We start from the raw sequence: 15,159 nt of genomic DNA on the forward strand, positions 1-15,159 counted from the left end.
TATCCTCTTGCTTTTCATGGCTTTGACTATAGCAATAAAAAAAGCTGATACATGAAATCATGCGTCAGCTTTTGGTTAGAATTCACACACTGCGATCAAGCGATTTTCGCTGCAAAGCGAGGGAGCTTGATTGAAATTAACGTCGTCAAAGCCAAGAAGAAGCAAGAAACCCACAAGCAAGCAGCCAAACCGAATTCTTGATAGATCCACCCCGACAATAGTGTGCCGATCAAACGTCCCATGGCATTAGCCATATAGTAAAAACCCACATCCAATGAGACGCCATCGCCTTTGGCATAACTGACAATCAGATACGAGTGAAGGGAAGAGTTAATCGCAAACACCGCCCCAAATAGCAACAGGCCAATCACGATCACTTGCTGAGGATGCCACGCTTGTTGCACCGCATAGGCAATGGCTCCTGTCAGCAATGCCAATAGCGCGACCCAGTAAAAAGCACTACGACCATCAGGCACTCGACCTTGCGCCTTCCCTGTAATGCGCGGCGCGATACCTTGCACAACGCCATACCCCATTACCCATAAGGCAAGGAAGCCACCAACCCAAAGGTGATCCCAACCAAACACGCTACCAAGATAAACGGGCAGTGCCACCACAAACCAGACATCTCGCGCACCAAAGAGAAAAAGGCGAGCAGCGGAGAGAATGTTGACAGGCGCCGATTTGGAGAAAATCTCATTAAACTTCGGCTTGTTTTTCGCTTTGCCCATTTCCGACTCTAGGCTAACCAAACTGCCAATCAACACTAAGGTAAGTCCCCCCGCCATGGCGAGTACTGCGTATTGAAAACCGAAAACGGCCAATAAGAGACCACCGAGGAAAAAGCCCGCCCCTTTTAAGGCATTCTTCGACCCCGTCAGAATGGCTACCCACTTGAACAATGCGCCTTGCTGCTCGTCCGGCACTAAGGTTTTGATGGCGCTTTTGGCACTCATCTTATTCAAATCTTTGGCAATGCCAGAGAGTGCTTGCGCGGCCATCACCCAAGGAATCGTCAGCCAAGCGGCGGGGACAGCCAACATCAGCAACGCGATGATTTGCATGGCCAAGCCGATGTTCATGGTCTTATTGAGACCGAGCCTTGCCCCCAACCATCCACCAATCAAGTTGGTCACCACGCCAAAAAACTCGTAAAACAAAAACAGCGAGGCAATCGCCAGCGCCGAGTAACCAAGGTCGTGGAAATAGAGCACCACCAGCATGCGCAGTGCCCCATCGGTTAAGGTAAAGTTCCAATAGTTAAACGTGACCAGCATGTATTGGCGGACACTTTTGCTCAGTTGAGCGATCATTATTAGCCCTCTGTGTACAGGTTAACAGGCTTTTGGATCATGATGATCCAAAAGCCCTAATGGCTGCTCACTGTGCGTTTGCCACAGATTCGATGTAGCTCAACTGCACCTCTCGCGTGAAGGCGCCGGGCCTCAAGGCTTGTACTTCACGAATAATGTCGCCCAATGCCCAACCTTGCTCTAGCAGCAAATGGGCGGCGAACAATCCGGTGCGACCAGAGCCACCCATGCAGTGCAGCGCCACTTTGCCACCATCACGAAGAATGGCTTGCAGCTCTGGACTGGCTTGCTGCCAATGCGCGGCAAAGGTCTCATCTGGCGCGCAGTCATCTTCGATTTCGATTTGATACCAACACATGCCGAGCTCGACGACCAACGGGCCAAGCTCTGCGACTTCTTTACTCGCCAGTTCCGCATCGCCCAGCGCCGTGACAACGGCTTGTACGCCGCTGTCCGCCAACTGTTGCAATGACGAGCGTAAATCGACCCCTTTGGTGCCAGGGCAAGGCGTTAAGACCAATGCGCCAGACGGCAGGTCCAATTGCCAAACCGGGTGGTTGATGATTGACGTTTCCATTATGCCGCTCCTACTTTACGCACCAGTTCTGCGGTACGGGTCGCGTAGCCCATTTCGTTGTCATACCAAGCGTAAATCTTCACCATGCGCGTGCCCACCACCATGGTAGAAAGGGCATCGACGATGGTTGAGCGTTGATCGCCGCGATAATCAATCGACACCAATGGGCGCTCTTCAAAACCAAGAATGCCGTTTAACTCCCCTTGCGAGGCTTCTTTGAGTAATGCGTTGACCTCCTCAGCCGTGGTATCACGCTTCACATCAAAAATAATATCGGTCAGTGAAGCATTCGCTAGAGGAACGCGCACCGCGTGACCGTTAATGCGATCTTTCAGCTCTGGGAAAATTTCCACAATCGCCGTGGCACTGCCTGTGGTCGTCGGGATCAAGCTCATGCCGCAGGCACGGGCACGACGCAAATCTTTGTGCGGCGCATCAAGAATGGTTTGCGTGTTGGTGAGATCATGAATGGTGGTAAACGATGCTTGTTCGATACCGAGTTTCTCGTGAATCACTTTCACCACTGGTGCAATGCAGTTGGTGGTGCACGAGGCTGCGGTCACAATGCGATGCTGCTCTGGGTTAAAGATCTCGTCGTTCACGCCCACTACAATATTGGCAATGCCCTCTTCTTTCACTGGAGCGCTGACCACCACGCGTTTCACGCCTTGCTCGAGGTATTGATTAAGGAAGCTGCTTTTGCGATGCACACCTGTCGCCTCAATCACCACATCACAGCCCGACCAATCCACCGCACTGATTTCACGCTGTTGAGTGGTTTCAATCACGTGGCCATTGATGTGCAATTGCTGACCTTGCACCGTCACCTCATGGTGCCAGCGCCCCTGCACTGAATCGAACTCCAACAAATGGCCCAACGTGGTGGCATCCCCCGCCACATCATTAATTAAAACAAACTCCAACTCTGGCCAATCAAAGGCCGCGCGCATTGCCAAGCGGCCAATACGGCCAAATCCGTTAATTCCCACTTTGATCGTCATGGTCTATTCCCTAATAATTCAATTTCAATTTAACAGCACGCCACACGATCTTGTTGATGCAGACGCGCAATATCTTGTTGATAAACTTGCTTTAAACAGTTGGAAGCAATCAGGTCATCGACCATTTTTTTCATCCAACCCGGCAACTGTTCGGAGAGACGATAGAAGACCCATTGACCCTGTCTTTCATCCACCAATAGCCCGCTGGCTCGCAGCTGTGCCAAATGACGAGAGACTTTCGGCTGACTTTCTTGCAGCGCATACGTCAACTCGCCAACACAAATTTTTCCTTCTCGTGCCACCAGCATCAGGCAACGAACGCGAGTTTCATCAGAAAGCAGTTTAAAAAACTGGTGTGGTAGCATGTTTACATTCTCATATATGGATATGCATATATATTGAGAAAAAACAAAGCCGACGTCAACGCGTCGGCTCAGTTGTCATCAAAAATTCATATTGCGTGGCGTCAGTTTAGATCAAAGCAAACTCCTGCGACCAACGCTGCGCTTCGACCAATTCGTAACGCACTTCTTCTATCGACAAGCCCAGTTGTTCACACCACTGCTCAATGCCACGCCAGTCTGCCTGTTCGAAACACTCCTCGAGTGCAATCAATGCCCCATAAGCGCCGCCACGACACAGTAATGCCTGTTTCGCAATTTCGCTCAATGGCAGGTGGTTGACCAAAGACTCCACCGACAGATCCATCATCGCATCGAGAATCGACAGCAAACCGATCATAAAGCCTTGTTCGTTATGCTTACTGAAAGGGTGACGACGAGACATCAGCTCACAAAATTGCGCGCGTTGTAGCGAGAGGTTATACAGCTCACGTGGCTTGTTGGTTGAGACATAAGACGCCACCACCAGAGAGACGAACATTTTCAGTTTGTCTTGCCCAAGGTAAATCAGTGCTTGGCGAAACGAACTGATGGTGACTTCAAGACGGGTCGACTGAGTATTGACGAAACGCAACAGCTTGTAAGATAACGCTACATCTTGCGAAATGATCTGCTCAATGCGGCCAAAATCTGGCTCGCTCTTGCACACTTCACGAAACAACTCCAACGCCACAGTCTGCTCAGGGCTGACATAACGCGTTTGCACCACTTCTGGCTTACTAAAAAAGTAACCTTGAAAGAATTTAAATCCCGCCTCTTTCGCCAGTTCAAACTCTTCCGCCGTTTCCACTTTTTCTGCCAAGAAATGGTATTTCACGCGCCGTGCCAAGTGCTCTTTGACCAACTCACACGCCTTCTCCATCCCCAAATCCATCACATCCAATTTCACGATGTGCACATAGGGCAAAAAACGATGCCATTCCGGGGTCAAGGTGAAGTCATCCAGCGCGATAACATAGCCTTCGCGATACAAATCACGAATCGCGTCAAGCAGCTCATCCGTTGGCTGACACGTTTCCAGCACCTCAATCACCACTTTGTTTTTCGGCAGACTGAGTGGCAAACGGCGAATCAAGGTTTGATACGGAAAGTTGATAAAACAGCGTGAAGAGGCGATGGCCGGATTGGTGCCTACGGACAGAAAGTTTTCCACAATCAAGCGATAGGTCGCACGGTTTGATTCGATGTGTACCGGATAGGCGTTGCTCTCTCCGTCACGAAACAAAAGTTCATAACCTAAGGTATGTTTCTTCCGATTAAAGATCGGCTGCCGTGCGACGTATGTGGTATTCATTTAGTGCTTTATTCTTATGCTCAGTGACTAACCAGTGAATTTATCACTGGTAGTTATGATTTTGCAGCTGCTAATAATGCCCCACAACCCATAAACATTGAACCAAATACTTTGTTTATTTTGCCCATCACTTTCTCTGAACGGATAAAACGCCCCAATTGAGACGCCAAGGTGGTGTAGCCAAGCATAACAAACGCATCAATCACCACGGTGGTCATGCCTAACACCGCCAACTGGGTCACCTGATCTTGGCTTGGGTCGATAAATTGCGGAAACAGCGCCACCAAAAAGACGATCGATTTGGGATTGGTCAGGTTAATCAACACCGCTTTACGCAATAGCGCGGTGCTGGAAATGGCATGCTGTTGCGAGGCCGTCGCAAGGCTTGACGTATCACGCCATTTTTGAATGCCCAGCCAAACCAAATACACCGCCCCCACCCACTTAATCACCGTGAATGCCGTCGCCGATTGTGCCACCAAAGCACCAATGCCCGCCCCAACCAGAACAATGTGGACCGCCAAACCGATTTGCAGCCCCACAATGGAAGCCAGCGATTTTCGCGTGCCATAACTGAGGCCATTGCTGATCGAGTTCACCGTGCCAGAGCCCGGTGCCAAACTGAAAACGATTGCGGTCACAACATACGCCAACCAAACATGGGTATCCATTTGCATTTCCCCGATAATTCTCTGATCATTGACAACAGAAACGCATGATCAGGTATTTATTTAATGGTTAATAACAGCTCACCTCTCTCTTATACGCAAGAGGCTTTATTTGAGCAAGCAATAGGTGGTCCGATCGCTGCCCTATGGCAGCAGCGACAAGAGGGTTTCCTAAAAACGCGCGATAAGATGCAGTTGTATTGGTGTAAGCTGACCAACCCGCAACACAAAAAGGCGGTGCTGGTAGTGAATGGCAGAATCGAATCTGCTTGGAAGTACCAAGAACTTCTGTTTGATCTCTACCGTCAAGGCTATGACGTCTACAGCTACGATCATCGAGGCCAAGGTTTATCAGATCGCCTGGTGAAAGACTCTGATATTGGTCACGTCTACGAGTTTGATGATTACATTCTCGACATGGAAGCCGTGATTGCGCACTTTGATTTCTCCGCTTATCAGCAGCGACACATTGTTTCTCATTCGATGGGCGGTGCTGTGGCCACGCGCTACTTACAAACCCACCCACAACATGGTTTTGATAAGTTGGTGCTCAGTGCACCGATGTTTGGTATCGATCTCCCTTGGTATATCAGCCCTGTGGCCATGGCAGTCAGCCAGATTCTCACCGCCGTGTACCCAACGCCTACTTATGCGCCGGGACACAAAAGCTATTATGAGAAGCCCTTTGAAGATAATCCGCTCAGCCAGAGCCAAGCGCGTTATCAATGGTTTAGACAGCTGTATCGCGACAAGCCCGAGCTGCAAGTCGGTGGCCCGAGCACCCGTTGGGTGTGGCAAGGCTTAATGGCAGCCAAACAGTGCATTTTGCTGACGCGCCAACTCACCCTTCCGGTATTACTGTTGCAGGCGGGGGGCGATCGCATCGTCAGCAATCAAGCACAGTCGCAGTTTTTCAAAAAGCTGCACAAAACCAATAAGCAAAGTGAGTTGGTGGTAATTGAGGGAGCGCAACACGAGTTGTTGTTTGAGAAAGACCACTTCCGCAATCAAGCACTCAGCGCGATGTTCCGCTTTTTGCAGAAAGAGGAAAGCAAGCACGCTTAATTTACCCTCTTTTTCTCTCCGCTTTTCACATACACTAGCGACCATCCCCCTAGTGAGCAGCGTCTAGCCAGGCATCCAAGCTGGATAGACGTTGTGTCACTTTCTACCGACTCAGACAATGACCTGTGTCGATAACGTTTCCTGTTTCCTGAACATATCCGACTGACATAAGAGGGCCGTATGACTGCGAGCTTGCCAAACAAAGAGATCACCAAAATCGTTGCTTCCGATCTGGATGGCACGCTGCTGGCACCGAATCACCAACTCAGCGAATTCTCTAAACAGACGCTCAAAGCGCTGCATGAGCAAGGTTACACCTTTATTTTCGCCACTGGCCGTCACCATGTCGATGTTGCCGGCATTCGCGCTCAAGTGGGCATTCCCGCCTACATGATCACCTCAAACGGTGCTCGTGTTCATGACCAGCATGACCAACTGATGTACAGCAAAAATGTTCCGGCTGAGCTTGTGCAACCTGTGATTGATATTGTCAAACAAGACCCTGAGATCTTCGTTCATCTTTATCAAAACGAAGAGTGGCGCCTCAACCGTGAAGACGAAGTGATGCGCAAGTTCCATGAAGAGACGGGCTTTACCTATAAAGTTTACGATATCGACAACGCACCAACTGACGGCATCGCAAAAATCTTCTTCACCCACCCAGGGCAAGATCACGAGCATCTGGTTGGCTTTGAAAACCAGTTACGTGAAGCCTTTGGCGAACAACTCAATATTGCCTTCTCAACGCCTTGGTGTTTGGAAGTGATGGCCGCAGAAGTGTCAAAAGGGGACGCGCTGAAAGCGGTCGCAGAATCACTGGGCCTGACACTGGAAAACTGTGTGGCCTTTGGCGACGGGATGAACGACGTGGAAATGTTGTCGATGGCGGGCAAAGGGTTGGTGATGGAAACCTCTCACGAAAAAGTGAAGAAAGCCCTGCCAGACAACGAAATCATTGGCAGCAATGCCGACGATGCCGTGGCGCACTATCTGCAAAAACATCTGCTATAAATACGGCACAATCAATGACTACGGGGCAGCGTCACGCTGCCCCGTTTTATTTTTACCTGCGACTCATTTGCGACAACCTTGCTGCACATCGGCAAGACTAAAGGCGGCTCGGCAGTTTTTCTTTGGTTAAAATGGCCTGCCATTCTTGTTCCGTCACTGGCATCACCGACAAGCGATTACCCTTTTTCACCAATGGCATGTTTTCCAACTCGGGCATGGCTTTCAACACCGCCAAAGGGATCACCCGTTCGGTTTTGCGCACAAACTCCACATCGACCATTATCCAACGCGGGTTTTCTGGCGTTGATTTCGCGTCGAAATAGTCGCTGTTCAAATCAAACTGAAAATGATCGGGGTAGGCTTCACGAACCACTTTCGCGATCCCTGCCACGCCAACCTGTTTGCACGAGGAGTGGTAAATCATCACCCAATCGCCCTCTTTAACCTCATCACGCAGCATATTTCTTGCCTGATAATTTCGCACTCCCTCCCAACATGAAACCTTTTGTACGCGTAAAGTGTCGATAGAAAAGGTGTCCGGTTCAGTTTTAAACAACCAATATGCCATAATGCGGTCCAAGCAGATTTAGAGATGGAGAAAGATATAACATGAAGGCGTTTAAAAACCCAGTCGCCCTATCGACACTGTTGCTGTTACAAGCGTGCTCAACCAGCGCCCCCGTCGCCACTCAATCTGCTCCTCCACTGCCAACGGCCAATCTCAGCCAACCCGAGTCGGTGATCGCACAGAGCTTTATGTTGTCAGGCAGTTTAGTCGTCGGTCATGAAGCGCAATACATCACACCTTGTGGCAGTACGCAGCAATATTGGCTACAGCTGAGCGCTCAGCAGCGTCAGCAATTGATGGCGCTGACCAGCCTGCCCTATCAGTCCATGTATGGCGAAGTGATTGGCCACTTAAAAACCACCGGTGATGAAGGCTTTGCTTCGGAATACGATGCGTTGTTTGTGGTGGAGCAACTCAATTTAGTCGATGCCAGCAACCCAACCCGCTGCGAGCAAGCCGCTCGTCCAACGCAAGCATTCGGCAATGAACCCAACTGGCGTATTGATTTTGCCGCCAATCAGCTGACCATCAAGCAACTGAGTAAACAAGATCAAACGCGTGAGATTAGCCGCAGCCAGCTCAGCCCGCGTAAACGCGAGTATCAGTTTGATGGCGGCCAATTGCTCCTCAGTGGAAATTTGTGTAAAGACACCATGAGCAACAGCCTTTACGGCTGGGAAGCAACGTTTGACTGGCAAGATACCCAGTTATCGGGCTGTGCCACCACCTCGAACATCGATGCCACGCTCGGTTGGCGTGGTTTGTACACGGCGACCTCAACCCAATCTTCCGGTTTTAGCGTGCACATGCAGCTCAACGCAGACCACAGTGCTGAAACGCGTTATCTCTATGCCAATGAAGCGCGTCCTCTGGTGGAAAAAGGCTACTGGCAGCAACTCAATCCCAATCAGATCCAAGTGGTGATGACGCACCATCAGGGGCAAAAATTAGTCACCGAACGCATTTTCGCCCGCACGGGTTCACAGCTAAAAGCGGAAAAGGAAAAAGTCGGCAAGGTGGTCTATCCGATTGCTCAAGGCGGGCTGATTTTGTATCCCGCCGCCGCAGGTGAAATGATGAGTGACGCCCCCGTCACCACTCAAACCGCCATTCCTACGGACACCCGTAACGTGGCCTCCAGCGCGGAGTTTCGTCGCGATGTTGATCAGGCAATACGTGAGTATTTTCGTCTGCACAAAACCGATCCAAGCAATAACCAATACCGCTGGCTAACGTACGATCTCAATGGGGATGGCAAAGAAGAACTGCTGGCACAGTTAGACTGGTGCGGCTCGGGTGGCTGTACCCTGCTGATTTTTGAAAATCACCAAGAGACTTGGCGCTTCAATAGCCGCATTACCTTGGTGAACACACCGATTTACCTCGGCAATCAACGCAACCACGGCTGGCAAGATCTTATCTTCAACGTCCGTGGCGGCGGCGCCAAAGCTCAGTCACACCTGATGCAATATGATGGTATTAGTTATCCACTCAATCCGAGTGTTGCTCCTGTCGCGCTTGGTGAGCAAATCAGTCAGGTAGAACTGTTTTCTGATGGCATCAGCCCAGTACGCGAAGGAGTGAAACTGTGAAGCCACAAGCCTGCCCTCAGTGTGGGCTGCGTTATCAATGCCTGTGTGACCAGTTTCCGTCACTTCAAAGTGAGGTCGCACTGGTGCTATTGATGCACCCAAATGAGGTCGAGCGAGAAACCAATACCGGCAAACTACTGCATTGGTGCCGTTTGCCCGTGCGCCAGTTCGTTTGGCAGCGCACTGCGCCTGCGCAAGCGTTATTGGATCTGCTCAGCGATGCGCAGTTTATGCCTGTGGTGCTCTATCCCAGTGAACAGAGTATTACCCTTACTCAAGTAGAGGAACGCGCCCAGCAAACCCAGCGCCAGCCGCTGTTTATCATTCTTGATGCCACATGGCAGGAAGCACGAAAGATGCTCAATAAAAGCGAGTGGCTAAAAGCACTGCCACAGCTCGCTTTACACAGCGACAGCGCGTCGAACTATCAATTAAGACGTAATCAGCAACAAGGCAATCTGTGCACCTTAGAGATTGCGGCAGAGTTAATAAAGCAACTCGGTGAAGCACACAACGCCACGTCAATGACCGAACTGCTGCGCGATTATTTGGCGGCGTTTCATGCCGATCGCAGTGGCCATGCGCTAAAAAGCGTGCCTTAACAACACAGAGGTTAGCCCAGATGCCTCGGGCTAACCCGTCCCCTCAGAATAAGCGACTTGGCTGGCCGAGATAATAGCCCTGCAAATAATCGACCCCCATGTCTTGAGCGATTTCACACACCTGCTGATTGTGGACAAACTCTGCCACGGTTTTCGCTTCCAGCACCTGACACAAGCGCACCAGCTGACTGGCGATCTTGCGCTGTTTGCTGTCTTGGTCGATGTTACGGATCAAACTGCCATCGAGTTTGATGATGTCTGGCTCAAGCTTAATAATTTCGTCGATGTTGGAGTAACCCGAACCAAAGTCGTCAACAATAATGCGCGCCCCCAACTGACGGAAATGACTGCACACTTCAATCATGCGGCCATAATCTTTGATCTGCTCCGATTCCAACACCTCCAAACCGATACGTCTGGGGTCATTGAGCTGACGAATCGCCGTTTCCAATAACAGCATGGTTTTATCGCTCATCAGATCTTGCGGGGAGAGGTTAATCGAAAACATCCCGCTTCTGTCTCGCATATAGTTCAAGGTGCTTTGAATCATATGGCGGCTCAAACGAGTATAGAGGTGGGTGTCGGCAATAATCGGCAAAAACTGCCCTGGCAAAATAATGCGTCCGTCGTTTTCGACAATTCGCACCAAACATTCTTGTGAGTAGGGGGTGGTGCCGTCGGCGTGAAACAGAGGCTGCGCATAAGTGACGATATTTTGCTGCAAAATCGCCCGACTGACGCAACTGAGCCAAGCCAGTTGCTCTTTGCGTCGCTCGTCACTCACTTGAATGTCTTTGGCGTTGCAAATATGGGTATTGCTGCGCACCCCAGCGCGCCGCGCCTCAATCGCTTTGAGCAGCAGTTCATCACCACTGGCTTGCGGGAAATCTCGCCGGCTGGCTAAGCCTCCACACAATGAAATCGACAGGTAATCCACTTGTTCCAAGCCCGAAGGTTCGAAGTTGGTCTGCTCAATCACATCGGCAAAACGGGTAAACTGCTGCTTGATGGTCTCACCACAAATTTCAGCGCGAAAGACAAATGCCCACTCGCCAACACCAATGCTGTACAACTGCATATCCGCTTGTTTGCCCAAGCGCCGTCTGAGACGAGTTAAGAAGCTCACCGACAACATTCGCAACAGCTCATCACCGACTTGATAGCCATACTTTTCATTGATGTGGCTGAAGTTGAGCAGTTTTAAGGTCAACAAATGTTCATCATCGCGAATAGCCGACAAATACTCTTTCAGGGCGATGCGATTTTGTAACCCAGTGCGACTGTCACGGCGATAACTTTCTTGCAGTTTCAGCGTTTGCCGCTCCAGTTGATACTCCATATGGGACTGCACCTGATCGAGATCGGCAATCGCATTACGAATCAAACAAAACAGTGGTGAAATGGTGCTATCAATCTCATCCGCTGGCAGTTTGAGCTCGGTCACTTCATCACTTTCACGCATTGCCAGATAGGTCAAACTGTGGTGTAAAATCTCTTGCTGTAGACCGTCGTGATACAGCTCACCCATGCAGTAGCTGCCGTGACTGATCGCGATCTGATTAAAAGGCGCCACTTCTTGGCAACCATCGATAAAGTCGAGTCGAGACGCACAGTTGTAGATAAACACCGTTTCCGGTTGATGCAGCGCCAGCTCCACCACACCATGTTTGAGCTGCTCTAGGGTTAACGAAGGGTGGTTGTAGCAAAAACGCACCTGATCGCCGATAGACCAGGTTTTATCGAAAGAGATACTGCCATCATGGTGGATCTCACGTACCGCACACACCTCTTTGTGTTTGCCTCGCTCTCGGTAGAGCGGAAAATTGAGCAGATGGCTCGCCGAGAGTTCATGACCATCGGCCAAATAACGTTTGTAAACCTCGTAGGCTGACTTGTTGCCAAGAGAAATGAGACGCGGCCCTTCGGCGGCCGTAACGGCATGGTACATGCCAACAGGGTTCCACTCTGAGTACGCACTGGTCCATACTTTAAGCTGTTCACTGTGCAAAGCCACGGCCACCACCGCTTGCGTGTAGAGCTGGTCTTGGTGCAGAACCCAACATCCGTCAGCAGCACTTTGTGCTAAACCGCCGCATACTGGCGTTGCGATACCATCATTGAACGCGCCGTAAAGCGGGTAATCTTGCCGCTCCACTTGCACGGAAAAGCTGAGCACCGCTCGGCTGGTAGGGGTTAATTGCAATGCTTGGCGTAAATCGTAACCATCCAGATCTGCGGATCCCGAATAGGACACCACTGCCGAGGTCAGTGTGGTGTGACAAAATTCCGCAATCACCACCAAACACCCGCCAGTTAAAATTTCACCGCCATAAATGGTGTGCTGCGTACTGTGGCCAATGATGTCCACATTCGGCAAGTGCGCCAGCAGATGCCGAGCATATCCCTGTGTGATAGAGGCCGTCTGAGTGGAGAAAATCTGCACCAAATAGGTATTGTGCGCGTCCCAACGATAATCGCTGGTCATCGCTTGCAACTGCGTAAGATCCTCGACCCAGAACGAGAAAGTCTGCATATCCGTATCAACCCCGACGTCAAATGGGCGCAAACCCTGCGTGTTCCAATTGTGAGAATTCTAATTTATGATGCTTTTTCCAGCAAAACCAGCGTTATGCAGGGAAGATTGATAGGATTGAGAGCGGGCTTACAAAAGTAGGAGTAACTGACTTAATTCATTGATTTCTAAATTAGGAAGAGTTTTGGCTTTAGCTTGCTGACGCAGGTTGATCTGCTTTGGATTGATCCAGCACGACATAAAACCATGCAAGTTGGCGCCGTGCACATCCGAGAGCAAGTGGTCGCCAACATGGAGAATGCACTGCGCTGGCAACTGCAAGATCTGCTCCGCACGCTGGAACAGATCACCGGCCGGTTTCGCCACCCCGTCAGGGCCGGCTTTTAAGACAGCTTGAAAGTAGCCTTGCAAACCGATCGCCGCGACATCCACGTTACCATTGGTGATCGCCACTAAAGGCCGTTTGTCCGCCAATAATCTCATGACACGATGCGTTTCGGATGGCACCACCAACTGGCTGCGCCAATACAACGCCACCGCAACCCCCTCATCCGCCGCTTGCTGCGCCGCCGCCGCATCGTACCCAAGACGTAAAAACGCCTCGGTCAGTTGCTGATGACGCAGTTGTGTCACATCACTGCGCAATTGCGGAGAGCTTGCCGCCACGTCACGCTTTAATTGAGACCAATCGCTGTGACTCATCACTTGCGTCGCAGGATGCTGCGTGGCGAGCCACGCCAGCACCTCGCGCTCCAAGCGTTCAATCACCGGACGGTTATCATATAAAGTATCGTCTAAGTCGAAGGTCATTGCCGCGATTGGCTGCAGGGGGCGGTAATGTTTCATTCATCTTCCTCTTTGCGTTGAGAAGATTTTTTACGCGCCCTTGGGTGCGCTTGATCATACACATCGGCCAAGTGTTGGAAATCGAGGTGCGTATAGATTTGCGTGGTCGAAATGTTTTCGTGGCCTAGTAATTCTTGCACAGCACGCAGGTTATTGCTCGATTCGAGAATGTGCGTGGCAAATGAGTGACGCAGTTTGTGCGGTGTAATATGGCTCGCCACGGCCTGCTTTTGACCCCATTCCGCCATGCGCTTTTGCACACTGCGATGGGAAATACGCGTGCCAAGCTTCGAGACAAACAACGCCGGTTCACTTGGGTCCGCCAAACCACTACGCACTTTTAACCATTTGCCGACCCACTCGACCGCCATACCTGCAAACGGCACTTTGCGTTCTTTATTGCCTTTACCAATCACGCGAATTTCGCCACTGCGCAAATGCACATCACGGACATCGATATCGACCAGTTCAGCCAAGCGCAATCCCGCACCATACATCAGTTCCATGATGGCGCGATCACGGATGGCCAACGGGTCATCCTCGTTCACTTCAAGCAGTTGATTCACTTCATCAACATCGAGGTTTTTGGGCAGAGGGCGTTTTTTGCGCGGAGCCGAAACCCCTTTGGCTGGATTGGCCGTGAGGATGCCACGCAGAATCAAAAAGTCGAAGAAGCTGCGCAGCGAAGAGAGGCGCGTTGCGATGCTGCTCGCCTTCATTCCCTCGCGCATCCCTTTGCCCGCCAGTTGGCGCACCCAACCTGCGTCGACTTGCGGCCACGCTTTCAGCCCCATACTGTGCAAGTGTTCCGCCATGGTTTCCAGTTGTTGCTTGTAGTTGCGCTGGGTGTGCAGGCTTAAGCCCTTTTCCGCACGCAAGTACTCATAGAACTGATCAAGCGGCTTTCTCAGGCCACTAGGCAGTGGTGTGTTTGACGCTGTCGTCATGCTGCAATTGCCAAGCAAGGGTTTGAGCTAAATGGGCCACCACTAACGAGAGGTGACGAAGGAACAAGGTATCCATCTCCGGTTGGAAATGACCCCCATCGGCACTGGAGAACGCCAGCAAACCAAGGGGATGTTGCTTCACCAGCGGCAAGACCACGTAAGAGCCCATTTCTGGTACGGGCAAATCACCAAACAGCGCTTCGCGATCGGCGTTGCGCAGACGCCCTAAATACGCCGATTTACCATTGAGATGGTTGGTGGCAAAACGCTGGTAGTTTTCCATGCTCAGTTGGTGCTTCGCTTCACATTGGTTCAATAGACGCACATAGGCCACCAAACCAAGTTCATGCGCTTTGAGCTCTATCGCCTTCACCACTTGCTGGAAATCGCGACAACGCAGGATTTGCTCTTGCAGGTCCATGAACTCATAAAAGGTGCGATCGTTGTTCGCCGCCAAAGACATCAAGGTCGTGATCTCTTCTTCCAATGCTTCAATACGTTGGCGTTGACGGTTCAGTTGAATGTGGACAAGCGATACTGTCCCTTGCTCCGGGTGCGGAAAGTTCAAACGGTCGACCAACTCCGGACGATGTACAAAAAAATCACGGTGGTCTTGAAGATACGCCGCCACGACTTCGGCGGTCAGCGCATCGGCTTCAGGGTAAGACAAAACATTTCCTCAACGATAACTCATGCAAGGTGATGAAAACTCATCACCTGCGGTGGCTAGAATCCGTGGGT

Annotated in this window: 15 protein-coding genes; 4 read left to right on the top strand and 11 right to left on the bottom strand. The window is 50.9% G+C overall.

What is annotated here, in order from left to right:
- Nucleotides 1-95 precede the first annotated feature (95 nt).
- The 6 genes from arsJ to rhtB form a co-directional block, all read right to left on the bottom strand.
- Complete coding sequence (gene arsJ, locus CIK04_RS09425) at nt 96-1,313, bottom strand: organoarsenical effux MFS transporter ArsJ (protein WP_039549820.1); 1,218 nt, start codon at nt 1,311-1,313, stop codon at nt 96-98.
- 67 nt (nt 1,314-1,380) lie between these two features.
- Nucleotides 1,381-1,875, bottom strand: a complete 495-nt coding sequence (locus CIK04_RS09430) for a dual specificity protein phosphatase family protein (protein WP_097353139.1) — start codon at nt 1,873-1,875, stop codon at nt 1,381-1,383.
- A gap of 14 nt (nt 1,876-1,889) precedes the next feature.
- On the bottom strand, nt 1,890-2,891 hold the full coding sequence (locus tag CIK04_RS09435; protein WP_097353119.1) for an ArsJ-associated glyceraldehyde-3-phosphate dehydrogenase: 1,002 nt from the start codon (nt 2,889-2,891) through the stop codon (nt 1,890-1,892).
- Nucleotides 2,892-2,920: 29 nt separating this feature from the next.
- On the bottom strand, nt 2,921-3,256 hold the full coding sequence (locus CIK04_RS09440) for a metalloregulator ArsR/SmtB family transcription factor (RefSeq protein WP_011079154.1): 336 nt from the start codon (nt 3,254-3,256) through the stop codon (nt 2,921-2,923).
- Nucleotides 3,257-3,362: 106 nt separating this feature from the next.
- The gene (locus CIK04_RS09445; RefSeq protein ID WP_017420394.1) at nt 3,363-4,586 is read right to left on the bottom strand and encodes an EAL and HDOD domain-containing protein; all 1,224 of its coding nucleotides are present in this window, start codon (nt 4,584-4,586) and stop codon (nt 3,363-3,365) included.
- Nucleotides 4,587-4,639: 53 nt separating this feature from the next.
- Nucleotides 4,640-5,257 (bottom strand): homoserine/homoserine lactone efflux protein, encoded by a 618-nt coding sequence (rhtB, locus tag CIK04_RS09450; protein ID WP_026050294.1) that lies wholly within the window; start codon nt 5,255-5,257, stop codon nt 4,640-4,642.
- Between the two features lie 63 nt (nt 5,258-5,320).
- Between rhtB and CIK04_RS09455 the strand changes: the two genes are divergently transcribed.
- Both CIK04_RS09455 and CIK04_RS09460 read left to right on the top strand, forming a co-directional pair.
- Nucleotides 5,321-6,319: an alpha/beta fold hydrolase gene (locus CIK04_RS09455; protein WP_097353120.1), complete on the top strand. Its 999-nt coding sequence runs from the start codon at nt 5,321-5,323 to the stop codon at nt 6,317-6,319.
- Between the two features lie 180 nt (nt 6,320-6,499).
- Nucleotides 6,500-7,330 (top strand): Cof-type HAD-IIB family hydrolase, encoded by an 831-nt coding sequence (locus CIK04_RS09460; protein WP_097353121.1) that lies wholly within the window; start codon nt 6,500-6,502, stop codon nt 7,328-7,330.
- Between the two features lie 97 nt (nt 7,331-7,427).
- On the opposite strand, the gene CIK04_RS09465 is transcribed toward CIK04_RS09460, so the two are convergent.
- A complete protein-coding gene (locus tag CIK04_RS09465; protein WP_097353122.1) occupies nt 7,428-7,898 on the bottom strand; it encodes an EVE domain-containing protein in 471 nt (156 codons plus the stop codon).
- Between the two features lie 41 nt (nt 7,899-7,939).
- On the opposite strand from CIK04_RS09465, the gene CIK04_RS09470 reads away from it, so the two are divergent.
- Both CIK04_RS09470 and CIK04_RS09475 read left to right on the top strand, forming a co-directional pair.
- Entirely contained in the window at nt 7,940-9,490 is a 1,551-nt protein-coding gene (locus CIK04_RS09470) for a COG3650 family protein (RefSeq protein WP_097353123.1), read from the top strand.
- Nucleotides 9,487-10,092, top strand: coding sequence for a tRNA-uridine aminocarboxypropyltransferase (locus CIK04_RS09475; protein WP_017420400.1), 606 nt, complete (start codon nt 9,487-9,489; stop codon nt 10,090-10,092). The genes CIK04_RS09470 and CIK04_RS09475 overlap by 4 nt, the downstream gene beginning before the upstream one ends.
- A gap of 43 nt (nt 10,093-10,135) precedes the next feature.
- On the opposite strand, the gene CIK04_RS09480 is transcribed toward CIK04_RS09475, so the two are convergent.
- The 4 genes from CIK04_RS09480 to CIK04_RS09495 form a co-directional block, all read right to left on the bottom strand.
- A complete protein-coding gene (locus CIK04_RS09480) occupies nt 10,136-12,625 on the bottom strand; it encodes an EAL domain-containing protein (protein ID WP_072610220.1) in 2,490 nt (829 codons plus the stop codon).
- Nucleotides 12,626-12,754: 129 nt separating this feature from the next.
- The gene (yigB, locus tag CIK04_RS09485; RefSeq protein ID WP_097353124.1) at nt 12,755-13,471 is read right to left on the bottom strand and encodes a 5-amino-6-(5-phospho-D-ribitylamino)uracil phosphatase YigB; all 717 of its coding nucleotides are present in this window, start codon (nt 13,469-13,471) and stop codon (nt 12,755-12,757) included.
- Complete coding sequence (gene xerC, locus CIK04_RS09490; RefSeq protein WP_026050291.1) at nt 13,468-14,418, bottom strand: tyrosine recombinase XerC; 951 nt, start codon at nt 14,416-14,418, stop codon at nt 13,468-13,470. The genes yigB and xerC overlap by 4 nt, the downstream gene beginning before the upstream one ends.
- Nucleotides 14,387-15,088: a DUF484 family protein gene (locus CIK04_RS09495; protein ID WP_039448869.1), complete on the bottom strand. Its 702-nt coding sequence runs from the start codon at nt 15,086-15,088 to the stop codon at nt 14,387-14,389. The genes xerC and CIK04_RS09495 overlap by 32 nt, the downstream gene beginning before the upstream one ends.
- Between the last annotated feature and the right edge of the window lie 71 nt (nt 15,089-15,159).

The organism is Vibrio sp. 03_296 (assembly GCF_002265885.1).